At 64.3% G+C, this 21,423-nt stretch carries 22 protein-coding genes and 1 tRNA gene; 5 read left to right on the forward strand and 18 right to left on the reverse strand.

All coding sequences use genetic code 11. The features are described 5' to 3' along the window. Positions 1–204: 204 nt before the first annotated feature. Together FMZ75_RS04475 and FMZ75_RS04480 are read right to left on the reverse strand one after the other, a co-directional pair. A complete protein-coding gene (locus FMZ75_RS04475; protein ID WP_166141481.1) occupies positions 205–1,758 on the reverse strand; it encodes a murein L,D-transpeptidase family protein in 1,554 nt (517 codons plus the stop codon). 249 nt (positions 1,759–2,007) lie between these two features. Then, positions 2,008–2,958 carry an acetyl-CoA carboxylase carboxyltransferase subunit alpha gene (locus FMZ75_RS04480; protein ID WP_108916327.1) on the reverse strand — a complete coding sequence of 317 codons (951 nt, stop codon included), beginning with the start codon at positions 2,956–2,958 and terminating at the stop codon, positions 2,008–2,010. 391 nt (positions 2,959–3,349) lie between these two features. Here FMZ75_RS04480 and FMZ75_RS04485 point away from each other — a divergent pair, with 391 nt between their 5' ends. Both FMZ75_RS04485 and FMZ75_RS04490 read left to right on the forward strand, forming a co-directional pair. After that, positions 3,350–5,437, forward strand: coding sequence for an ABC transporter ATP-binding protein/permease (locus FMZ75_RS04485; protein ID WP_166141482.1), 2,088 nt, complete (start codon positions 3,350–3,352; stop codon positions 5,435–5,437). Beyond that, complete coding sequence (locus tag FMZ75_RS04490) at positions 5,434–6,129, forward strand: RlmE family RNA methyltransferase (RefSeq protein ID WP_166141483.1); 696 nt, start codon at positions 5,434–5,436, stop codon at positions 6,127–6,129. The genes FMZ75_RS04485 and FMZ75_RS04490 overlap by 4 nt, the downstream gene beginning before the upstream one ends. On the opposite strand, the gene FMZ75_RS04495 is transcribed toward FMZ75_RS04490, so the two are convergent. The 5 genes from FMZ75_RS04495 to map form a co-directional block, all read right to left on the reverse strand. Then, positions 6,126–7,532, reverse strand: a complete 1,407-nt coding sequence (locus FMZ75_RS04495) for a DHA2 family efflux MFS transporter permease subunit (protein WP_166141484.1) — start codon at positions 7,530–7,532, stop codon at positions 6,126–6,128. The two genes, FMZ75_RS04490 and FMZ75_RS04495, sit on opposite strands and share 4 nt — an antisense overlap. Before the next feature lie 129 nt (positions 7,533–7,661). Then, on the reverse strand, positions 7,662–8,081 hold the full coding sequence (locus FMZ75_RS04500) for a hypothetical protein (RefSeq protein WP_166141485.1): 420 nt from the start codon (positions 8,079–8,081) through the stop codon (positions 7,662–7,664). Continuing rightward, positions 8,074–8,352, reverse strand: a complete 279-nt coding sequence (locus FMZ75_RS04505) for a hypothetical protein (RefSeq protein WP_166141486.1) — start codon at positions 8,350–8,352, stop codon at positions 8,074–8,076. Before FMZ75_RS04505 ends, FMZ75_RS04500 begins: the two co-directional genes overlap by 8 nt. Positions 8,353–8,479: 127 nt before the next feature. Further along, complete coding sequence (radC, locus tag FMZ75_RS04510; RefSeq protein WP_166141487.1) at positions 8,480–9,220, reverse strand: DNA repair protein RadC; 741 nt, start codon at positions 9,218–9,220, stop codon at positions 8,480–8,482. Next, entirely contained in the window at positions 9,217–10,068 is an 852-nt protein-coding gene (gene map, locus FMZ75_RS04515; protein WP_166141488.1) for a type I methionyl aminopeptidase, read from the reverse strand. Before map ends, radC begins: the two co-directional genes overlap by 4 nt. Before the next feature lie 157 nt (positions 10,069–10,225). On the opposite strand from map, the gene FMZ75_RS04520 reads away from it, so the two are divergent. Both FMZ75_RS04520 and gpt read left to right on the forward strand, forming a co-directional pair. Next, the gene (locus FMZ75_RS04520) at positions 10,226–10,978 is read left to right on the forward strand and encodes a molybdopterin-binding protein (RefSeq protein ID WP_166141489.1); all 753 of its coding nucleotides are present in this window, start codon (positions 10,226–10,228) and stop codon (positions 10,976–10,978) included. Between the two features lie 31 nt (positions 10,979–11,009). Further along, a complete protein-coding gene (gene gpt / locus FMZ75_RS04525) occupies positions 11,010–11,495 on the forward strand; it encodes a xanthine phosphoribosyltransferase (protein ID WP_108916322.1) in 486 nt (161 codons plus the stop codon). A gap of 6 nt (positions 11,496–11,501) precedes the next feature. Here gpt and FMZ75_RS04530 read toward each other — a convergent pair whose 3' ends face one another. Then, complete coding sequence (locus tag FMZ75_RS04530; protein WP_166141490.1) at positions 11,502–13,448, reverse strand: hypothetical protein; 1,947 nt, start codon at positions 13,446–13,448, stop codon at positions 11,502–11,504. Positions 13,449–13,586: 138 nt separating this feature from the next. Here FMZ75_RS04530 and FMZ75_RS04535 point away from each other — a divergent pair. Next, positions 13,587–13,672: transfer RNA gene (locus FMZ75_RS04535), tRNA-Leu, on the forward strand. Between the two features lie 43 nt (positions 13,673–13,715). On the opposite strand, the gene FMZ75_RS04540 is transcribed toward FMZ75_RS04535, so the two are convergent. From FMZ75_RS04540 to FMZ75_RS04585, 10 genes are all read right to left on the reverse strand, one after another. Beyond that, positions 13,716–14,120, reverse strand: coding sequence for a hypothetical protein (locus FMZ75_RS04540; protein ID WP_108916320.1), 405 nt, complete (start codon positions 14,118–14,120; stop codon positions 13,716–13,718). 55 nt (positions 14,121–14,175) lie between these two features. Continuing rightward, complete coding sequence (locus FMZ75_RS04545; RefSeq protein WP_166141491.1) at positions 14,176–15,558, reverse strand: sensor histidine kinase; 1,383 nt, start codon at positions 15,556–15,558, stop codon at positions 14,176–14,178. 6 nt (positions 15,559–15,564) lie between these two features. Continuing rightward, a complete protein-coding gene (locus FMZ75_RS04550; protein WP_108916318.1) occupies positions 15,565–16,239 on the reverse strand; it encodes a response regulator transcription factor in 675 nt (224 codons plus the stop codon). Between the two features lie 34 nt (positions 16,240–16,273). Next, positions 16,274–16,600: a PepSY domain-containing protein gene (locus FMZ75_RS04555; RefSeq protein WP_108916317.1), complete on the reverse strand. Its 327-nt coding sequence runs from the start codon at positions 16,598–16,600 to the stop codon at positions 16,274–16,276. A 116-nt stretch (positions 16,601–16,716) separates the two neighbouring features. Then, positions 16,717–16,908, reverse strand: a complete 192-nt coding sequence (locus FMZ75_RS04560) for a hypothetical protein (RefSeq protein ID WP_166141492.1) — start codon at positions 16,906–16,908, stop codon at positions 16,717–16,719. Between the two features lie 80 nt (positions 16,909–16,988). Beyond that, a complete protein-coding gene (locus FMZ75_RS04565; RefSeq protein WP_166141493.1) occupies positions 16,989–17,792 on the reverse strand; it encodes a TIGR02594 family protein in 804 nt (267 codons plus the stop codon). Between the two features lie 157 nt (positions 17,793–17,949). Continuing rightward, a complete protein-coding gene (locus tag FMZ75_RS04570; protein WP_166141494.1) occupies positions 17,950–18,759 on the reverse strand; it encodes a hypothetical protein in 810 nt (269 codons plus the stop codon). Continuing rightward, complete coding sequence (locus FMZ75_RS04575) at positions 18,756–19,121, reverse strand: hypothetical protein (RefSeq protein WP_166141495.1); 366 nt, start codon at positions 19,119–19,121, stop codon at positions 18,756–18,758. Before FMZ75_RS04575 ends, FMZ75_RS04570 begins: the two co-directional genes overlap by 4 nt. Positions 19,122–19,129: 8 nt before the next feature. Beyond that, positions 19,130–20,737 (reverse strand): hypothetical protein, encoded by a 1,608-nt coding sequence (locus FMZ75_RS04580; protein ID WP_166141496.1) that lies wholly within the window; start codon positions 20,735–20,737, stop codon positions 19,130–19,132. Positions 20,738–20,895: 158 nt separating this feature from the next. Beyond that, positions 20,896–21,420, reverse strand: a complete 525-nt coding sequence (locus FMZ75_RS04585) for a DUF4376 domain-containing protein (protein ID WP_166141497.1) — start codon at positions 21,418–21,420, stop codon at positions 20,896–20,898. Between the last annotated feature and the right edge of the window lie 3 nt (positions 21,421–21,423).

The following is a 21,423-nucleotide window of genomic DNA, read 5'->3' on the forward strand; positions in this document are numbered from 1 at the left end:
TGCTGCGGCGCACAAGTGTCAAGCGCCTTTTTGGAGGACCGCCACAATGTCGCATCGAGAGCGATATTTAGGTGGCGATTTCCGGCGCGCGGCCGCAGCGAACAGCAACGCTCGCGACGCCTTTTTCCGACGAATGCAGGCAAAATTGAGACGATCCGCTGTCAGGCGGATCGTAAGATCACAAAATCTGTGGGTTTTCTTCGATCAGGGCCGCGCGGGGACCGGCGGCAAGGCCTCGCGCAGTCCCGACGCGCCGCCCATGGCCGCCGCGACCTTGGCGCGTCGCTCGGCCCCGAGTGAGGCCTGCGGCTTTTTCGCCGGATCGGCGGCGCGATGCGACGGCAGCGACGCCGGCGCCTGAGAAGAAGTCGCGGCGGGCTTCGCCCCGCTCGACTTGGCGACGACCGCGGTCGCGATCACCGCCGGCTTGACCGAAACGGCTTTGCTGGCCTTCGTCGCCTCTGTCTTGGAAGCATCGGCTTTGACGCTGGAAACCTCCGTCTTGGCGCTCGCCTTGATCGGCTCGGTTTTGGCGACAGGCTCGCTCTGGACCGCGGGCGCGGCCGGCGGCTCCTTGGTGAGGCCGAGCAGACCGCCGATCGAATCCGTCGCGACGGCGAAAGCGCCGGCCTTGGCCGGCTCGGCCGGCGGGGCGGCTTCCGCTTGCTTCACGATCGTGGCCTCATGCGCCGCGACCTTGAACTCGGTCTCCTTCTTGGCCTTGGCTGCGCTCATGGCCGCGCTCATGGCGATGACCGGCGAACGCGACTTGCCGGTCTTCTCGTCGAGCGCGATCTCGATCGGCGCGACCAGCGCCTCGGGCCGGCTCACCTCGGCGATGCGGGCGTGGAAATCGGGATGCTGGCCGCCATCCTGATAGACGACGCGCACAGGCCGCAAGCCAGCCGCCGCCAGTTCCGCGACTTTGGCGTCGTCCGCGGCCGCCTTTTGCGCGACCTGCGCCTCTATCTCCGCATTGCGGCGCAGCGGCGGGCAGGCGGCGCTGGCGTCGAGCGGCTGGCCATTGGCCGAGGTCGCGTCGAAGACATAGCGTCGATTGCAGACGCCGACGCTCGGCTCCTTGCCGGCGACTTCGAAATGGTCGGAGCCTTCCTTCAGCTGCTTCCAAAAGCCGATATTGGGATCGAGCCTGTGCTTGGCCAGATTCTCCGCCGTCATCTTGAACGGATAGGACTGCATCTGGATCGAGCGCTGGCCATTGTTGAAGGAGGTGCGCAGGATCGCATAGATCTCGGCGATCTGCCGATCGGTCATGGAGAAGCAGCCGGCCGAGGAGCAGGCGCCATGCACCATTATCGAGCCGCCGCTATGGCCGTAGGCGCGGTCATAGGCGTTGGGATAGCCGACGTTGAAGGAGAGATAATAGGCGGAGTTCGGATTCATCTGCCCGGGGGTGATGGAATAGAACCCCTCCGGCGCCTGCCGGTCGCCCTCGCGAACCTTCGGCCCGAGCTGGCCGGACCAGCGGCACATGGGGAAGGTCTTGAGATAGGCGTAGCGCCCGTCGGGCCGCTGCTTCCAGATTTGGAACTCGGCCTCTTTTTTATAGGAGCGAATGAGGGTCGGCGATTCCTTGGTGACGCCGGCCTGCTCCATCAGCGCCAAGGTCTCGGGCGGAATGGGCGACAGCGCGCGCTGCGAGCCGGAGCCGAGATCCTCGCAGGCGGCGAGCGAAAGCGCTGCCGCGCCGACGAGCCCCCAGGGGGCGAAACGCCCGACGTTTCGGAAGAGATTCATTCTCGCCCCGTTTCTCGAGATCCGCGACCCGAGGGCGCGAATCACGCCCAGGCACGCTAGCATCACAATAGACGCCGAATTACCAACGTCTTTCTAACGCAAGAGGAAGAATAAGGCCAGAGCGTGACTGTCGCCGCCCGGCAGAGGGCGTCCGTCGCCCCCAAGGTTAACGAATGGTCGACACGACGAAACCGGCGCCGACCACGAAGTCGAGTTCGTCGAATGCTGGAGCAGGAGAATTTCGTCTGCTCAGACCTTGCGGCCGACCGAGAGAAAGCGCTCGGCGCGCGCCTCGACGATCTGCGGGCGGGAAAGATTGGCGAGGCCGGCCAGCGCATCGTCTATGCCCTCGCCGACGGCGGCGACCGCCGTCTCCGGGTCGCGATGAGCGCCACCCGGCGGCTCGGCGACGATGACGTCGATAATGCCGAATTTCAGCAGGTCCTGGGCGGTGATCTTCATGCTGGTGGCGGCGTCCTGCGCCTTGGAGGAGTCGCGCCACAAAATGGAGGCCGAGGCCTCGGGCGAGGCGACCGTATAGACGGAATGCTCCAGCATCAGCACCTTGTTGCAGCTGGCGATGGCGATGGCGCCGCCAGAGCCGCCCTCGCCCACCACTACCGCCACATTGGGCACGCCGAGCGACAGCGAGACATCTATGGAGCGGGCGATGGCCTCCGCTTGGCCGCGCTGCTCGGCGTCTATGCCCGGAAAGGCGCCGAATGTGTCCACCAGCGATATGACCGGCAGGCCGAATCGGTCGGCGAGTTCCATGAGACGCGCGGCCTTGCGATAGCCCTCCGGCCGCGCCATGCCGAAATTATGCTCGAGCCGGCTCTCCGTATCGGAGCCCTTCTCCTGGCCGATGAGACAGACCGGCTCGCCGCGAAAGCGCGCGAAGCCGCCGACGATGGCCGCGTCCTCGCCGAACAGGCGGTCGCCGGCGAGCGGAGTGAACTCGCTGAACAAAAGCCGCACATAGTCGGAGAAATGCGGTCGCTGCGCATGGCGCGCGACCTGGATTTTCTGCGTCGGCGTGAGGCTGGCGTAGAGATCGGCCAGCGCCTTTTGGGCCTTGGCCTCGAGCTTGGCGAGCTCGTCGGCGATGGACACGCCGTCGCCCTTGGACAGCGCGCGCAGCTCCTCCACCTTGGTCTCCAATTCGGCGACGGGCTTTTCGAAGTCGAGATAGGAGCGCATGAGGCGAACGACACGGGATTGCGGCTCGGGAGCCTAGCGAAGCGGCGCGGAAACTGGCCGTAACGGCGCGGGAAGTCAAGAACGCGTCGTTTCTCCGCCGCCACACGGAGCGCGGCGGCGGAGAACAGCGAATCTTTTCCGTCGGCCGGGGAACGACGTAGGCTTTTCTCTTCGCGAGCCGGAAGGAGCGCTACGCTTCCAGCTACGGCGCCGCTCGAGCAATATCCTTCCACGGCGAAGGGACGTCGCGGCGGAAGCCGATTTGCTCTTGCGCCCGAAAGCGCGCTATTCGCAAAGCGAAAGCGGCCGGCGGCCACGCCATTGGCGCATTCTCGAGATTACTGCGCCCAAAGCGACGCTCCACGCGGCGCGACCATTGAGAGGACAAGACATGCAAGGACTCGGCGCGGCCGTCGCCGTCTTCGCGGCGCTATCGCTCGCAGCGGGCGTTCACCTCGGCGACGCAAGCCTCTTTCTCCTCGCCGCGACAGCCGGGCTCTGCGCCTTCACCACATGGCGCAGCGCCGCCATCTCGAGCTTTCTGAAGATATTCGTCTCCATCTTCTCGGTAGAGACCATCGTCTTCGGCCTCGTGCGTCTGCTCGAGGTCGAAAGGTTGTGGCCCGCCTCCCTCGCCGATTACACGCTGCCGGAGAGCATGTCGCTCACCGTCGCCGTCTTCTCGATCGTCGTCTTCGCGATTTCGCACATCCGCATCGTGCGCGAGATGACGCGCATCGCCGATCTCTATTTCGATTCGCGGGAGAGAGGCGACGTCGCTCTCCGCGGCCGCTCGCTTTTTGCGACGCGCGAGACCTGGATCGCCGTGGCGATGATCGTGGCGCTGGTGCTCATCAATCAGGCTCAGGTCGCCATCGGCGTGCGCCTCTCCTTCATCCGCCGCGACTATTACACGGCTCTCCAGGAGATGAACGCGGCCGAGTTCTGGCGCCTGTTCCTCTTTGGCTTCACGCCCTGGGCCTTCGTCGCCATTCTCTCCGCCGTCATCGAATATGTGGTGCAGTCGACGCTGATCATCCGATGGCGCAAATGGCTGACGCTGCATTACGTCACGCGCTGGCTGGGCGGACGCCGCCACTACGCCATGGCGCTCGCCGGCGGGGCGACCGACAACCCCGACCAGCGCATCGCGGAAGACGTCAACCGATTCATCGACGGCGGCGATTCCGGCTATGGAATCTACTCCTATTCGATCCTGCTGATCTCCAAGCTCAGCTCTCTCGTCTCCTATTCGATCGTGCTCTGGGACATTTCCAGCGCCTTCACCTTCGGCGACATCGCCATCCCGGGCTTCCTGTTCTGGGCAGCGCTGGTCTATGCGACGTTCGGCACGGTGACGACGCATCTGATCGGCTGGCCGCTCACCACTCTGCTTTTCGAAAAGCAGCGCCGCGAGGCCGATTTCCGCTTCTCTTTGGCGCGCCTGCGCGAATATGGAGAGCAAATCGCGCTGCTCGGCGGCGAGAACGCGGAGCGCGCGACGCTCGCGCAACGCTTCGGCGCGATCGTCTCCAATTATTTCGCCATCATCGACCGCCGCAAGAAGCTCGTCTCCTTCACGGCTACTTACGGCCAATTGTCGATCATCATTCCCTATGCGCTGACCGCGCCCTTCTTCTTCGCCGGCACGATCAAGCTCGGCGTGATGCGCCAGGCGGCCGACGCCTTCGGAAGCGTCGAAAGCGCGCTCGCGTTTTTTATCGATTACTATGTCGCGCTCTCCGATTTCCGATCGGTGCTCGACCGACTGGCCTCTTTCGACGCGGCCGCCGACCGCGCCGACGAGCTTCGCGCGGCGACGCCGACCCACCCCGTGCAGACGCGCGACATAGCGCTGGACGTGACGCTCACCCTGCCGGACGGCCGCCGCCTCGTCGAGGCGAAGCATCTCGAATTCGCGTCCGGCGAATCGGTGCTGCTGACCGGCCCCTCGGGCTCCGGCAAATCGACTTTGTTCCGCGCCGTCGCGGGCATTTGGCCCTATTGCGAAGGACGGATCGACATTCCCGCCGATGCGCGCGTGATGCTGCTCCCGCAGCGGCCCTATGTGCCGATCGGCTCGCTCGCCCGCGCCGTCGCCTATCCGGCGGAGCCGGAGACCTATTCGCCCCATGCGATCGCCGAGGCGTTGGAGGCCGCGCGCCTGCCGAACTTCGTCGCCCATCTCGAGGAGGTGAGCAATTGGGGCCAGCGCCTCTCCGGCGGCGAGCAGCAGCGCGTCGCCGTCGCCAGGGCGCTGCTCGCCGAGCCCGACTGGCTGTTCCTCGACGAGGCGACATCTGCGCTGGACGAGAAGCTCGAGGGAGAGATCTACGCCATGCTGCGCGAGCGCCTGCCCAATACGACGATCGTCTCCATCGGCCATCGCTCGAGCCTGCTCGCCTTCCACCATCGCCATATCGCGATGGAGCAGGAGGCGGACGGAACCTTCGCGCCGCGCGAAGCGGTGCTGGCATGACGAAATCGGGCGCAGGGGGACGAGAAGGCGGCCGCTCGCTGAAGGAGCGCGTGAAGACCGCGAGGAAGCGCTCGCTGTCATCGACGCTCTGGCTCGAGCGCCAACTCAACGATCCCTATGTGGCGCAGGCCAAGCGCGACGGATATCGCTCGCGCGCGGCCTATAAGCTGCTGGAGATGGACGAGCGCTACAAGCTCTTCGCGCCAGGAAAGCGCATCGTCGATCTCGGCGCCGCGCCGGGCGGCTGGTCGCAGATCGCCGCGACGCGGGTGAAGTCGGCCGAGGGCAGAGGCAAGGTCGTCGGCATCGACCTCCTCGATATGGAGCCCATCGCCGGCGTCGAATTCACGGTGATGGACTTCAATGAGGAGACCGCGCCGGAGCGGATCAAGGCCATGCTCGGCGGCGGCGCCGATGGCGTGATGTCCGACATGGCCGCCAACGCCACCGGCCACAAGCAGACCGACCATTTGAAGATCGTCGCGCTCGCCGAGCTGGCCGTGGATTTCGCTCGAGATGTGCTGGCGCCCGGCGGATTCTTCGTCGCCAAAGTGCTGCAGGGCGGCACGGAGGGCCAATTGCTGGCGGCGCTGAAGCGCGATTTCGCGCAAGTGCGCCATGTGAAGCCGGCGGCGAGCCGCGCCGATTCCGCCGAGCTCTATGTGCTCGCCACCGGATTTCGCGGGGGTTAGGCCGCCCCGTCGGCCTCGATCGATTCTTTCCCTGTCAGCCTTTCGCCCGCATTCGCCGCCAGCCCGCGAAAAACGACGATCGAAGCAGCCGAGACCGCCGCGACGACGAGAAACGCCGCATCGAAATCCGCGAGCCGCAACTCGCCGCCGCCATGCAGCGCGCGCGCCGTCTCCAGCGCCGCGGCGCCGAGCGAAACGCCGGCCGAGAGCGATAATTGCTGGCCGGCAGAAGCAAAGCTCGTCGCTCTGCTCATCGCCGCATCCTCTATGTCGGCATAGCCGATCGCATTCAGCGCCGTGAATTGCAACGAGCGGAAGAAGCCGCCGGCGAGCAGCAGGCTCATGATGAGCCAATGCGGCGTCGCCGGCGTGAACAGCGCATTGAAGCAGAAGAAGCCCGCCGAGATCAACGCATTGACGATGAGCACGCGGCGAAAGCCGAAACGGTTCAGAATGGGCTGCGCCGTCGTCTTCATCGCTATGGCGCCGATTGCGGCGATGAAGGTCAGCGAGCCCGATTGAAACGCCGTGAGGCCGAAGCCGGTCTGCAACATCAGCGGCAGTAGAAACGGCGAAGCCCCGAGCCCCATGCGGAACAGAAAGCCTCCGACAATGGAGGCGTGAAAACTCGGCACGCGCAAGAGATCGAGATCGATGATCGGATGCGGCGTCCGCCGCGCATGGCGCACATAGAGGAAGAGCGCGATAACGCCCGCGGCGACGAGCCCCGCCGCCGCCGGAACTGGAACAATTCCCTGCCCCAGCGCGCCGAGCCCGAAGACGAGGCTCGACAGTCCGAAGCCCGACAGCAGAAAGCCGGTCACATCGAGCGGCGGAACGCTCTCCTCGCGCAGATCTGGAATATAGCGGGTGACGAGCGTGACGCCGAGAAGGCCGATCGGCACATTGATCCAAAAAATATAGCGCCAATGGAAATAAGTGGCGATGAAGCCGCCGAGCGGCGGCCCCACCACAGGGCCGATGAGCGCCGGAATGGTGAGATAGGCGAGCGCGCGCACGAGATCGTGACGCGGCGCGACGCGCAGCAGCACGAGCCGCCCCACCGGAACCATCATCGCCCCGCCGAGCCCCTGCACGATTCGCGACGAAACGACGCCGGCCAGCGAGGTGGAGAAGCCGCAGAGAATTGAGCCGAAGGTGAAGACGAGTATCGCCGCGCGAAACACCCGTCGCGCGCCATAGCGATCGGCGACCCAGCCGGAGAGCGGAATGAAGACGGCCAGCGACAGAAGATAGGAGGTGAGCGCCAGCTTCAGCGCTATGGGATCTTCATGCAGATCGGCGGCCATGGCGGGCAGCGCGGTGGCCAGCACTGTGCCGTCGAGATTCTCCATGAAGAGCGCAGTGGCGATGATGAGCGGCGTGACGGCGAAGGAAGGCAACGGACCTCGTGGCGGGTTGACGGCCCCTCGGTGAGCGATCACTAAGGCTATATACCAACAATATCGATCACGCTTGTAGGCAAGCCTCTTGAATCTTTCGCGTATCTCGACAAGAGCGCCCGACCGCCATTAGTTCGACGGGCTCGCCGTATCCTTTTTTCCTCCCCCGGCGAGACCATCGGTCGCGTTTGGCGCCGCCTTGGCTCCCTGCTCAATAAATGCCGTTCTAATCGAACTTGTCACAACCGATTTTACATAATCACCAAACGCCCACCAGAAAACCAACGCAAAAATGCCTATTGCGCCAGCGATCGTTTTCGCCGCCGTTTCGAACATTGCCATTTTTTTGGATAAATCGCCTATCTTTTCGGAACTCTTATTCACATCTTCGACAAGCCTCTCCACTTTCGTGGAAAGTTTTCCAATCTCCAGGATAACGAACCTGATATCAGACGTTGGATATAGCTCTATAGGAGGGTTGGTCTGCGGATACTCCTTCGGAGTAGCCGCATTATCGCCGATATCGCCATTTGTGGGCTTTCTAGCCATTTATTGTGGCCTCCCACTTATCTTTAATCCATGCCCATATATTATTTCCAGCTCGCCCATAATATGTCGACGCCTCGATGATTACCGCATTTCCATTTGAACCATCGGTGACGCCGAGCGTGTCCGAAACTTCCTTGGCCGTCCTCTTTGCCGCGACCAGCCAAACTCCATTTCCCAGTTGCAAATGATCGTCGGGAAACTGCGTTGCAATTGCCGATGGCAGATTCTCGGCGTTCGCATTTTTTTGAGCTATGATCGCAAAAACCGCCATTTTTCGCCTCCGATTAAACCTAGCCATTCGAGAGTCGGCGATCAATCCCTGCAGGCGAGCAAATTTCGAGAAGCAATTAAATGGCCAACAAATATGAATATCCGGTGTTTGTCGTATGCACGCTTTCTCAAATGAGCTTCAGCCCCTTCAAGCTCGAATGCCCATTCCGCCCGACGATCAGATGATCGTGCACCGCTATGCCGAATGGCTGCGCTATGGCGATGATGTCCAGCGTCATGCGTATGTCGGCGGTGGATGGCGTCGGATCGCCGGACGGGTGATTATGCGCCAATATCAGCGCGGAAGAGCCCAATTCCAGCGCCCGCCGCACCACTTCGCGCGGATAGACGGGCGTATGATCCACCGTGCCGACGCCCTGCACCTCATCGGCGATCAGCGCATTGCGCTTGTCGAGGAAGAGAATGCGGAACTCCTCACGCTCGGCATAGGCCATAGCCGTGCGGCAATAGTCGATCACATCCATGAAGGAGCCGAGCACGGTCCGCTTCTGCAGCGCGCCGCGTGCGAGGCGCCGGGCCGAGGCCTCCATCAGCTTGATCTCGCAGATCGCCGCCTCGCCGAGCCCGTCGATCTCGCGCAGCCGCTCCGGCCGCGCCGCCGCCACCTCGGAGAATGAGCCGAAACGCGCGATCAGCGCCTTGGCCAGCGGCTTGACGTCGCGCCGCGGAATGGCGCGATAGAGCACCAACTCCAACAGCTCGTAATCGGCGAGCGCGGCCTCGCCCGCCTCCAGGAAACGGTCGCGCAGCCTCTGCCTATGGCCATGAAAATGCGGCGCCTCCTCGCGCAGACCGTCGGCGGGTTTCTCGCCGGCCGGTCGCCGCCTGGGGACGCGCGTCTCGCTCATTCGGCGCTGGCGGCCGTGTTCGGCGAGGCTCCATTGGGATTGTCGAGCCCGGCGGGCGAAGCGGTGAAGATTTCCACCCCCGTCTCGGTCACGCCGAGCGAATGCTCGAACTGCGCCGAGAGCGAGCGGTCGCGGGTGACGGCGGTCCAGCCGTCGCCGAGTATCTTCACCTGCGGCCGGCCGAGATTGATCATCGGCTCTATCGTGAAGAACATGCCGGGCCGAAGCTCCACGCCCTGCCCGGCGACGCCGTAATGCAGAATATTCGGCTCGTCGTGGAACAGGCGGCCGAGCCCATGGCCGCAGAAATCGCGCACGACCGAGCAGCGCTCGGCCTCGGCGAAGCGCTGGATGGCCGCGCCTATGTCGCCCGTGGTCGCGCCGGGCTTCACCACGGCGATGCCGCGCATCAGGCTCTCATAGGTCACGTCGATGAGACGCTGGGCGCGGCGCGGCGCCTCGCCCACAGCGAACATCCGGCTCGAATCGCCATGCCAGCCGTCGACGATGAAGGTCACGTCCACATTGACGATATCGCCGTCGCGCAGCGGCTTCTCGTCCGGAATGCCGTGGCAGACGACGTGATTGATCGAGGTGCAGATGGATTTGCGATAGCCGCGATAATCGAGCGGCGCGGGATAGGCGCCATTGGCTATGGCGAAGTCGAAGACGAGATCGTCCAGCGCCTTGGTGGTGACGCCGGGCTTCACATAGGGGACGAGCATGTCCAGCGCCTCGGCCGTCAACCGGCCGGCGCGACGCATCCCCTCGAAATCCTCGGGACCGTGAAGCTTGATCTGGCCACTTTTGCGGCCCGAGCCCGCGAGATGGGACTCGACGAATGTCATGCTGCGCTCTCTGTTGTTGGTCGCCGGCTTCAGCTTATAAATTAAGAAATTGGCGCCGCAAAGCAAGATGCGCGCGGCGCGCGGCCGGCCCGCCCGCTGGCCAGGGCGGCGGCGCTGGCATAGACTTTCGGCCAGATTGTCCCCGAGGAGCGGCCAGATGGAGCGCGAAGACATAGTGACGGCCGCCGTGCTCGTGATCGGCGACGAGATCCTCTCCGGCCGCACGCAGGACCTCAATACCAATTATATCGCCAAATATCTCGGCGAATTGGGAATCGACCTGCGCGAGGTCCGCGTCGTGCCGGACATAGAGGAGGAGATCGTCGCGGCTCTGAACGCGCTGCGCTTCCGCTATGGCTATGTCTTCACCACGGGCGGGATCGGCCCCACCCATGACGACATCACCGCCGACGCCGTGGCCAAGGCCTTCGGCGTGCCGATCGGCGAGGACGAGCGCGCCATCGCCATGCTGCTGGAGCGCATCGCCCTCCAGGACCTCAATCCAGCGCGCCGTCGCATGGCCCGTATTCCGCAAGGCGCGGATCTCATCGAGAACGCCATTTCCAAGGCGCCGGGCTTCATGATCGGCAATGTCATCGTCATGGCTGGCGTGCCGATCATCATGCAGGCCATGTTGGACGCCGCCGCCGGGCGCATCGTCAAGGGCGTGAAGGTGCAGGTCGCGACCGTCGACGCCCATAATATTCCTGAAGGGCGCTACGCCGCCAATCTCGAGCGCATCGCCAAGGAGCATGAACGGGTGACGGTCGGCTCGTACCCTTCCTTCTCCAGCGCCGGCGTACGCAATCAGATCGTGCTGCGCAGCCGCGACGGCGCCGAGCTCGAGGCCGCTGCGCAAAAGGTCCGCGCGCTGATCACGCATCTTTCCGCCAATGGAACGCCGATCTGACGGCCGGGAGAATCCCGGCGAGGAGTCACAGATGGAAGACAAGGCCTTTCCCGTGTCCTGGGATGCGTTCCACCGCGATGCGCGCGCGCTCGCCTGGCGGCTCGCGGCGGTCGGCGGCTTTTCGGCCATCGTCGCGGTGACGCGCGGCGGTCTGGTGCCGGCCGGCATTGTGGCGCGCGAGCTCGGCATTCGCGTCATCGATACGATCGGCGTCGCGAGCTATGAGGAAGAGACGCGGCGCGGCGATGTTCGCGTGCTGAAGCCGCTCTCGGAGACGATCCTCACGCTCCCGAGCGAGGAGGTGCTGATCGTCGACGATCTGGTCGATACGGGGGCGACGGCGAAAGTCGTGCGCGCTCTGCTGCCCAAGGCGCATTTCGCGACCGTCTACGCCAAGCCGCAGGGCCGGCCGCTGGTGGACACTTTCATCACCGAAGTGTCGCAGGACACTTGGATCTATTTCCCCTGGGACACCGGCCTCACCTTTCAGGCGCCGATCGCCAAAGGCGCGCCCTGATCCCGCCTATCCCGCGGGCCGATAGACCGCGCAATCGAAAATGGCGTAATGCGCGATCGGCGTCCAATGCGCAGCCCCCTCGGAAAGATGCAGCGAGAAGCGCGTCGGCCCACGCCAGAAGCGCGCCTCCAGCCCTTCGGCGAGCGCCTGCGGCGATTCGACCGCGCCGACGACCCAGGCCGGCGCGTCCGATCGCCCGCATAATCTCTCCAGCGACGCGCGGGTGAAGGACGGAAAATCGATCACATCGTCCGTCCGCCGCCGCAGAGCGCTGTCGGCGACCCAGCCGAGATCGCGCAAAACGCCCATCCGCTCCCACCAGATCAGCGCCTTCTCGCGCGAGAACACGACTCCAGACCCCTGCACCGCAGACGCCCAATTGGCGCGGCCGAGCCAAACCCAGGGCGCGAGCTTGTCGTTGAGCCACAGAACCTCGCCGGCCCGGCTCGCGACGATCGCCTCCAGCTCCGGCGGACGCATATCCGCCGATCGGAGCGGGAAAGGTTCATAGATCCAGCAGAAGGCCGCGAGCGGTGCGGCGACCGCCGCGGCGGCAATCGGAAGGAGCGGGCGCGGCCGCCGCGTCCCGACGAGCAGAAAGAGCGAGACGAAGAGAAGCGGGACATAGGCCGGCTCGCCGGCGCGAAGCACAGACGACAATATCCCCTCTCGGCTCGGCGCGGCGCGCGCATATTCCCACGCGAACCAGAGCGCCGCGCCGAATATGACAATGGCGCAGAGACCGCAGAGCGCAAAGAGCGCGCGCTCGAGCAGCGCCAGCGAAATATGGCTCCAACGCTCTCGGCTCCACCAAGCGAGGGCGCCGACGAGCGCGAGCAAGGCGCTCTCCGGCGCCGCGCGCAAAATCCAGCTGGTCACGAGAAGCGCGAGCGCGATGCGCCCCTGCGCGCCGTCCCGCCACAGCGTCGGAGCGCAGAGTCCGAGCGCCAGCGGCGCGAAAGCGGCGGCGAGCCAGAGCGCGCGCCAACTCTGCGCCTGCGCGCCGAGCTCGCGCATCATCAGATCGCCGAGCGCGTAGCTCGCCGAAAGGCCGAGGCAGGCCGCCGCGATCAGGCAAAAGAAAAGCCGCCGCGCATGAGGCGGCGCGAGGCTCGCGGCGAGCAGCAGCGTGCTCGCCTGGCGCAGAGTCGCGATCCATGTGCCGGGCGGCCAATCGGAGAGGAAAATATAATCGCTGCGCGCCGAGATGATCGCCGCCCATTGCGGATCGATGCGCGCAGTCAGCCTTTCGAGCAGAGGCGCGCCGGCAAAGGCCGCGACCAGGGCCGCCGTCCCGGCGATGAGCGCGGCGAGGAAAATCCGCCGGTCTCTCACCCCTTCATAGAGCAGAGCGACCACGACGCCGGGCGCGGCGATGATCGGATGAAAGGCCGCAGCCGCCAGCAAGCAGCCGGCCGCAGCCCGGCGCCGATCGGCGAGCAGCGCGGCGAAAGCGGCGAGCACGAAAGCTTCGGCGAAAGGCCGCGGCGTCGCGAAGGGCTCGGCGAAATGAAAGACGCCGAATCCTCCATAGGAGCTGTCGAAACAGGCGGCTAGCAGCAGCAGCGCGAAGAGGGCGCTTCCTCGCGCCAATCGCGAGGCCAGCGCCGCTAGCGCCGCGAACCAGAGCGCGCAACCCGCGAGAGCGAGCGTTTTCGCCGCGACAGCGAGGCCCAGAACGGGAATCAAAAAATCGACCAGCCGCGAGAAAACGCTGAATTTCGATTGGCCGTCGAAGCGGAACATGATGTCGCGGCCGACGCCCTGCGGATCGAGATCGGCGAGACCGCGGCCCATATAGATGACCGCGTCGTGCTCGAGCCCGTAATAGGGCCGCAGCAGCAGGAAAATCGCCGCACAGGCGGCGAACGGCGCGATGATTCCGAAGGCGATTCGAGACGACCGCGCACCATCGATGTCGTCGCGGAAATTGTGATCGGTCGAGGTGAGCAATCGACTCCCCGGCGCTCGAGGCCCGAAGCGCGCGGCGGCTCCAGCGCGAACCGTCGAGGCTTATCGCCTTCATGGTTAACCCGAGGTTGAGGTCGCTGTTTGCCGAGGCCTGCGCGCTGCGCTATCACTGCGCGAATCGCGGACGTGGCGGAACCGGTAGACGCAAGGGACTTAAAATCCCTCGGGCCATGCCCATGCGGGTTCGATCCCCGCCGTCCGCACCACCGACCGCGTCGCGCCTCGATCGGTCGATCCGCCCGCGAACGCTCAGCTCGTCACGCGCCAGCCGCCGTCGGGCTTCTTGCACGCCTGCCCCTTGGCCTGCTGCGGCCGGCCGTCGATGAATATCTTATGCGTATAATCGCGGCAACCGCCGAGGGCCGCCTCCGGCCCCGGATCGATGAAGCCATAGGCGCCATGCGTTCCGCGCCAGCTCTTTCGCGCGCCCGAGGCGACCGCCTCCTGCTGCGCGGCGACGGCCGTCGCGCGATCCGCAGCGGCGAGCTCGCGGCCGATGGTCACGCCGACTACGCCCGGCGCCGGCGGCTCGGGCGCCGCAGCGACCGCCGCGGTCGGAAGGGAGTTTTGGGTCGAATTGCAGCCGGAAACCGCGAGCGCTGCGCAAAACGCCATCGCCGCTCCGACGAACGCCGACCCTGGCTTTCTCGACATGAGACCTCTCCGCTCTCGCAATCTTTTTTCCTCTTGCCGGAAGGCTTTCGCCCTGTCAAAGGCCCGGCAGGCGCGCCTGCGCGCGCAGGCCGCCGAGCGGACTGTCGTCGAGGGCGAGCGAGCCGCCATAGTCGGCGGTGAGATGCGCGACGATCGAAAGGCCGAGCCCCGTTCCCGGCTTCGTCTCGTCGAGCCGCTGGCCGCGCCGGGTCGCCTGCGCGCGAAACTCTGCCGCGAGACCCGGACCATCATCGTCAATGGTGAAGACGAGCCGGCTGCGCCCGGCTTCGGCATTCTCCAAAGCCACGGACAGCCGCACCTCGCTCGCCGCCCATTTGCCGGCATTGTCGAGCAGATTGCCGACAATTTCCTCCAAATCCTGCCGCTCGCCGAGAAAGCGCAGCTCCGCCGCCGCCTCGCCGGAAAAGGCGACGCCGCGCTCGCCGTAGATTTTGCCGAAAGTTCGCAGCAGCGCCGCCGCCACCGGCGCGACCTCGGTCGTCGCGCCGATCGCGCCGGCGCGCGCCGCCGCCCGCGCCCGCTCGAGATAGAAGGAAATCTGATCGCGCATCAAAGTCGCCTGCTCGCTCACCTTGGCGGCGAGCGGCGAGGGCGCGGCGTCCGCCTCATTGACGATCACGCTGAGCGGCGTTTTCAACGCATGGGCGAGATTGCCGACCTGGGTGCGCGAGCGCTCCACAATGTCGCGATTGGCCGAGATCATCAGATTGAGCTCTTCGGCGAGCGGCGCGACGTCGGTCGGATAGGCGCTCTCTATGTGTCCGCGCTCGCCACGGCGAATGAGCGACAATTCCCGCTGTAGCAATTTGAGCGGCCGCAGGCCGACGCTCACCTGCACCGCGGTGGCGAGCGCCAAGGCGATGGCGAGCAGCGAGAAAGCGACGATGAGCGACCAGCGAAAACGCGCGATCTGATGCTCCGTCTCCTCCGTCGTCGCGGCGACCTGCACGAGATAGACGCCGATGTCGCCGACATCGATGACGCGCTCGACAATGCGCAGCCAGCGTCCGTCCGGCCCGAGCGCGCCGCCGCGCCGCACGCCGCCGGTCTCCGCCGGAACATGCAGATCGGAGAGTCTGGGCAGGCGCGCGGCGAAGAGCGAGCGCGAGGCCTTTATCTCATGCGCCTCATTGTCGAGACGGGTGATCTGCCAATACCAGCCGGAGCGCGCCAGCTCGAATTGCGGATCGCCGAGCTGCCCCGGTCCGCTGCGCCCATCCTCGCCCGATTCGGAGACATCCGCGACAATGGCGCGCAGATAGACGCCGAGCCGCTGCTCGAACACGTCTTCCGCCGTGCGGCGATAATATTCGGTGAGGGCGAGGCCGGCGATCATCAGCACGACGGAGCTGAGCGCCGCCGCGGCGAAGAACAGCCGCGCCGCGATCGATCGCCCCGGAAAGCCGAGCCGCGGCATCGCGTCTCAGCGCTTCGCCGGTTCCGGCGGCGCCGCAATATAGCCGAGCCCGCGCACCGTCTGGATGAGATCGACGCCGAGCTTCTTGCGCAGCCGTCCAACGAACACCTCGATCGTATTGGAGTCGCGGTCGAAGTCCTGATCGTAGAGATGCTCCACGATCTCGCTGCGCGACACGACCCGGCCGGAATGATGCATCAGATAGGCGAGCAGCCGATATTCATGCGAGGTGAGCTTGACCGCCGCGCCGTCGACGACGACGCGCCCGGCCTTTGTGTCGAGCCGCACCGGGCCGCAGACGATCTCGCTCGTCGCATGGCCGGCGGCGCGGCGCAGCAGCGCGCGCAGCCGCGCGAGCAGCTCCTCCATATGGAAGGGCTTGGCCACATAATCGTCGGCGCCGGCGTCGAAACCCTGCACCTTGTCGCTCCAGCGGTCGCGCGCGGTGAGGATCAGCACGGGCATGATCCGCCCCCCCGCGCGCCACTCCTCGAGCACGGTGACGCCGTCCTTCTTCGGCAGGCCGATGTCGAGCACCACCGCGTCATAGGGCTCGGTGTCGCCGAGAAAATGGCCCTCCTCGCCGTCGAAAGCGCGATCGACCGCATAGCCCGCCTGCTCCAGCGCGGAGACGAGCTGCCGGTTCAAATCCTTGTCATCCTCTACGACCAGAAGCCGCAAGCCCCGCCTCCGTCAGCCCGAACGAATCGTCTTTTCAGCGCTCTTTATGGCCAGCATGGGGCTGGCCGGTCGCGGCGTCGAGATAAATCCGCATCACCCGCCCATCGCGGCGCAGCAGGCTGATCTCATAGACGAGGTCCTCCTGCTCGCGGCACAGACGCGCATTGATCGGCTCGGCATGGGCGGAAATGCTCTGCGCCTGCATCAGCGCGAAAGGATCGCCGAGCCGCCGATCCGCGATGAGCTGTCGGGTCTCGGCGACGGTCAGGCATTGCCATGCGGGCCGATCCGCGGCCGGCGCGAGAGCGGGCGGCAGAACGGCGACGATGAAGGCCAATAGTTTCGACACGATCCGACGCATTCTCGCTTTTCCCCGCAAAATCTATGCGATGCGCCTGCTGAACGCCGAGTGAACGCCGCTTCGCTCCCGCCGGGTGGGCGGCGTCGAAGGCTGAGCCTCCGACGCCGCCGAGCGCGTCATGCCGGCTTGCGCTCGGGCGCGACGATGGCGATCAGGCCGCAAATCGCCGCCCCCGCCGCCAGAACGCCATCGCCGAGCGCGCCCGGCGCGATCGAATGCACGATCGCCGCGAGGACGCCGGTCCCGGCCCAGGTGGACGGTTCGACAGCGCGGTCGATGATCCGAACGAAGATGGAGGGAATGTTCATCCTTTTTCCTTTCCGGTCGACAGAAGAGCTTTTTGGGTTACGAGATCGACAAATTCACATCCGCGAGCGATCGGCTCCTTTCATGCTTCGCTTCCAGCCGAGACGGCGCTTATTCGAAACGCGCCGTCTCGAGGCCGCGCCGGCAGCGGGACGCCGTGCGGCCAGCTCATCGAGTGGATCACCGAGCGCGAATAGCGCGCGACATTGACTGAATCCGACTGATTTCCTCCGAGGCCCCAGATTTGGGTCTCGTCGAAATCGACCACGAAGAACACGTGACCACCGCCGTCCCGCTTCTTTGTCGCGATCGCGCCGACGACAGGGCTCGCCAGCCGGTCGCCGTACCCGGCGTAGTCGATCGCCCTGAGCGTGCCCGTCGACGGTAGTCCCGATTTGCGCAGACAGGCGCCGACGAAAGCCGCGCACCACGGAACGGCGTCATGCTCGACTTCCGGATGGCCGGAGAGCGCGTAGAGCTCCACGATCTTCGGGTTATCCATCGCGCCCACGCCTTCATGCGTCCCGATATAGGAGCGCGCGACGACGAGCCAGGGCGGCAGAGACGCGGGCGACGCCGGGACCGGCGCGCTCCACTGCGCCAGCGCCGCGCGCGTCTGCGGGCCGGCGACGCCATCGATGGCGCCGCGATAGAGGCCAGCGTCGCGCAGCATGATCTGCTCATAGGCGATGCGCAGGCGCTCGGCGCTCCACGGCGCCGCGACGCCGCCGACGCGGGCCTGCACGGCTGCATAGATCGCCGAGCGCGTCGCCGGGCCGGTCTCGCCATCCTCGGCGAGATGCGCGCCGCCGGCGTTGAGCGCGCGCTGAATCGCGCCCATGTCGAGAGACCCCGCGGAAGCCGCGAGGGCGGAGATCGTCGTCATATGGGAGAGCCTTTCGGTAAAGAAGCCGTCAGAGCGGCCGAGCGCAGATCAGCTCGGGACACGAGACACGCGCCGGGATGTCAGGCGAGCACAAGGAAGGCGAACAGATTGGTCGACGTCGCGCCGATCTGCGGCGCGGCGTCGGCGCCGGTCGATGTCACTTGGCGCAAGACGCACCGGTGATCACGCCTTTTGTGATGGCGGTGATCGTGCATGAAGCGCCCGAGTCCGTTACGCCAACCGTGGTCGTCACATTGCCCGAGGCGTCATTGGTCAGCACGCCGGCCGTAGTGTAGGTTGGAAGCTGCAATGCGCCGGTCTGAGACAGGTTGAAAATAGGCGCCGGCGTAGCCAGCGCGCCGGCGCCGCCGCTGTTGCTGGGCGCCGCATAGATCGTGATGCCTCCCATGCTATTGTTGAAAGCGAGTTGAGCGCCGAACCCGTTGGCGTAATATCGGAAGTTACCGTCGTAATACAGATTGCCGAGGATCGCCCCGCCGGCATGATTAAAGTGAATCTCGCTCCCGAAGGTCTGTAGCGCCGACCATGTATGCGGCTGGCCGAGCTGCGCGACGAAGAACGCCGTCGTCGCGATCTTCGTCGAGTTGTCGGAGGCGGATTGCGTCAGAGCATACAAGCTGCTCACAGAGACCCACGCCGAGCCATTGCAAGTGACGACATAGTAGGTAGAAGCCCCGCCCGTATGAACGACGGGCTGTCCTATGCCTATGCCGACATCGCCATCGGAGATCGTCGCCATCGCGCCCATCTGGCCTGAGACGCACGTCCCCAGAGACGCGACGGTCTCCGCTTTTTGCAGCGTCGGCGCATTGAATATTTGTTGAGGCGCCCATGAAAACGAACGATTGCTCGTGCAATTATCGTTGACACACGACTCGCCAGCAATGGCGGAGACGCCAATCGTGGACATGGCGACGAAAAGCGCTGTGACGATGAGCTTTTTCATTTATCACGCCCTTTCTCACAGGCAATTAGCGTCCAACGACTGTGGCAGGCGCAGTCCGATCGAACATCCGGCTCGAAGTTAACGACCACGTCTGAGACATCGTCATCGACGATTTTAGCCCATATATCATCCATCTGACCGCACATGCGCACGAAGTTATGCGTCTGACCATCGACGAAAGCATCGGGCTCTTCCGTTGTCGGAACACTTGAAGATTGCCGCACGACAATTGTTCCGGCACTCTGGACTCGCACAGTTCCGCGTCCTGAGCCGACTTTGACCCATGAGTCAGAAACCGACACTGGATCGGCGAGAGACGCGCCGCAAAGCATTGTGACCGCGACGATGATAAGGATTTTCATGTCTGTCCTCACAGGAATCTATAGGATTGCAACGGCCCTTCGACGTGCTGCGTCATCGTGCCAAAGAAGTTTGTTCCGACGCCAGATTGTCGGCGAACTTCGACCGTCATCGTGTTTCCGCTCGTTCTGATGTTCAGATCAAATATCCCACCTGTAGTTGTTGTGATATCACGATCGAAATACACACTTACACCAGAGCCAGTGTTTTTTAAGATCATAGTCATGTCACGAGTAACAAATCCGCTACCGCTCAGCTGGCCTTCGAAAAACAATGTCAACTTAGTTGAATAGCCATTCATTGGAATTGTATAGCTAGCAAGATCAGTCCACACGCTGTCGCTCGAAAACGCGACTGGCCTATCATAATCTCTATCGAGATGGCCCCACATCGAAAGCGCATTGACGCGGTTGTCTATGATCGGGACGGAGTTGGGATCGTAATCGTTAGACCCGACAACGACACGGCCAACGCCGTCTTCGATGCGAATGCACGCTATGCCGATGTTCGCGCATGTGTTTCCAACGAAGGTGACGGCAGCGACGCCGGAAACGAGAACGATCCCCTCTGGAAGGCCGCCGAACTCACTGCTCGCAATAGTGACATGGCCAAGCGAGCCACCATTCGATACGAAATACATGCCGGCGACCGACTGCCCTTCTATGGAGTTGGCCGCGAACTGCATGTCTACCGTCCCGGCTGTCGGAGCCGAATACCAGCCATACGCACCGTAGAAAATCTTCAGTCCTGTGATTTTGCCGCCGCCGGAACAATCCCACTTAACACCCTTACTCGTCGGATACGTCGCGCCATCAGGGCCGCCAACAACGAGACCATTTATGAACCAATCGCCAGCATCGCATGTTGGGTTGTCGATCTCGACGCCGACAGTCGTGAAGTTATCGACCACGACATTTGAAAACTGCCATCCCGCCCCAGATGCACTGTAAATACCACGCTCGAAGCCGCGAACAGTTGTATCCCTGACGACGCGCTGCTGGCCAGCCTGATCTGACGCGCCGACACCGAGTTGGAATCCGGTCGCGTGATTCCCGGTCGCACCAATCAGCGCCAAACAGTCCAAATTGACGCCGCCGCCTGTCGTCGTGATCGCTGTTCCAGACGTAAATGTAGTATTGATGACTGCGGTTCCAGCCGCACAGCCATTTATGCCTTCGCCATTGTAAGTCGTAAGTCCTGGCGTCGCGAGCGTAAGATATGGATATTTATTCGAAATCAGTATTTGCCCGAACGAGTCAATGCCAGGATTTGGTGCGCGAGCGATCTGCGACGCCGCTACGAGCGCTGGATAGACGTCAGATGATGACGCGAGACCGCCGACGCATTTGATATCGATCGCGCTGGTTCGCGAGAGCGCCCAATATGCGCCATCGGCCGACTGAACAGCGCCCGGTGCGGAGACCGTCGCGCGCGTCCATTCGCAACCCTCGCCGCCATCGAACACACTCGCATAACCAGCAGTGATGAATGACTGAACCTCACTAGAGATCGTCGTCGTCGGTATCTGCGACCGCGTCACGTAAATGGCTGGAGCGCCGCGCGCGACAGTCGTCAAAGAAGCGATTGTCGCCAAGGTTAACAGAAATCTAACGAACATGGTTCCATCCTATGCTAGATGTTCATGGCAACGACGGAGTCGTCCATCGGGTTCGTCGTGTTCTTCTGAACAAGACGAACCCGCTCGCAGCATCGCGAACCCGATGATCAGAAGACCGAAACTGTCTTCTGCATAACAGCCGGACGCGCGCCTTCTCGTCAGACGGGCCAGGCCGAATCTATGTCGATCGCCGCGAGCGCGGCCATGTCTTGCGCCGCCTCTATGGCGACGACGAGCCGCGCTTCGCGATCGAAGCAGCTCTGCACATGCGCGCGCACGCCCTGCGCGACGGCGATCAGCGTCGCATGATCGAAAGTGACGAAAGTTCCATCCGCCAGCTTCCAATTCACTGCGTAACTATTATCGAGCACGCTCGCGACCACGGCGGCGGTGAGCTTTCCCTGCGTCCGCTCGTCGGTCGACATGCGCATTCCGAGCACGGTCGCTCCCGCCGTCTCTGCGCGCCAGCGCCGCTCGGCGAGCGCTGCGCGCTTCTCGCGCTTCGCCTCGGCCAGCGTCGGCGCCGGCAGCGGCGTCGGCGCATTGCCCATGGCGAGCCATTCCCGATAGACGCGGCCGTCGGCCGTGTCGGCGTCGATGGGGATGCGTGCGCCGTCGGCGTCTCTGCGCACGAAGTCCCGCCGCTCGGCTCCGCTGATGTCGATCGCGATCGAATAGCTCATCGC

The organism is Methylosinus sp. RM1, assembly GCF_011378635.1.
In the GTDB taxonomy this organism is placed as follows: Bacteria; Pseudomonadota; Alphaproteobacteria; order Rhizobiales; family Beijerinckiaceae; genus Methylosinus; species Methylosinus sporium.

Coding starts and splice junctions, on each gene's coding strand:
- FMZ75_RS04475 (WP_166141481.1), bottom strand. CDS start 1,758: ATGAATCTCTTCCGAAACGTCGGGCGTTTCGCCCCCTGGGGGCTCGTC.
- FMZ75_RS04480 (WP_108916327.1), bottom strand. CDS start 2,958: ATGCGCTCCTATCTCGACTTCGAAAAGCCCGTCGCCGAATTGGAGACC.
- FMZ75_RS04485 (WP_166141482.1), top strand. CDS start 3,350: ATGCAAGGACTCGGCGCGGCCGTCGCCGTCTTCGCGGCGCTATCGCTC.
- FMZ75_RS04490 (WP_166141483.1), top strand. CDS start 5,434: ATGACGAAATCGGGCGCAGGGGGACGAGAAGGCGGCCGCTCGCTGAAG.
- FMZ75_RS04500 (WP_166141485.1), bottom strand. CDS start 8,081: ATGGCTAGAAAGCCCACAAATGGCGATATCGGCGATAATGCGGCTACT.
- FMZ75_RS04505 (WP_166141486.1), bottom strand. CDS start 8,352: ATGGCGGTTTTTGCGATCATAGCTCAAAAAAATGCGAACGCCGAGAAT.
- radC (WP_166141487.1), bottom strand. CDS start 9,220: ATGAGCGAGACGCGCGTCCCCAGGCGGCGACCGGCCGGCGAGAAACCC.
- map (WP_166141488.1), bottom strand. CDS start 10,068: ATGACATTCGTCGAGTCCCATCTCGCGGGCTCGGGCCGCAAAAGTGGC.
- FMZ75_RS04520 (WP_166141489.1), top strand. CDS start 10,226: ATGGAGCGCGAAGACATAGTGACGGCCGCCGTGCTCGTGATCGGCGAC.
- gpt (WP_108916322.1), top strand. CDS start 11,010: ATGGAAGACAAGGCCTTTCCCGTGTCCTGGGATGCGTTCCACCGCGAT.
- FMZ75_RS04540 (WP_108916320.1), bottom strand. CDS start 14,120: ATGTCGAGAAAGCCAGGGTCGGCGTTCGTCGGAGCGGCGATGGCGTTT.
- FMZ75_RS04545 (WP_166141491.1), bottom strand. CDS start 15,558: ATGCCGCGGCTCGGCTTTCCGGGGCGATCGATCGCGGCGCGGCTGTTC.
- FMZ75_RS04555 (WP_108916317.1), bottom strand. CDS start 16,600: ATGCGTCGGATCGTGTCGAAACTATTGGCCTTCATCGTCGCCGTTCTG.
- FMZ75_RS04560 (WP_166141492.1), bottom strand. CDS start 16,908: ATGAACATTCCCTCCATCTTCGTTCGGATCATCGACCGCGCTGTCGAA.
- FMZ75_RS04565 (WP_166141493.1), bottom strand. CDS start 17,792: ATGACGACGATCTCCGCCCTCGCGGCTTCCGCGGGGTCTCTCGACATG.
- FMZ75_RS04570 (WP_166141494.1), bottom strand. CDS start 18,759: ATGAAAAAGCTCATCGTCACAGCGCTTTTCGTCGCCATGTCCACGATT.
- FMZ75_RS04575 (WP_166141495.1), bottom strand. CDS start 19,121: ATGAAAATCCTTATCATCGTCGCGGTCACAATGCTTTGCGGCGCGTCT.
- FMZ75_RS04580 (WP_166141496.1), bottom strand. CDS start 20,737: ATGTTCGTTAGATTTCTGTTAACCTTGGCGACAATCGCTTCTTTGACG.
- FMZ75_RS04585 (WP_166141497.1), bottom strand. CDS start 21,420: ATGAGCTATTCGATCGCGATCGACATCAGCGGAGCCGAGCGGCGGGAC.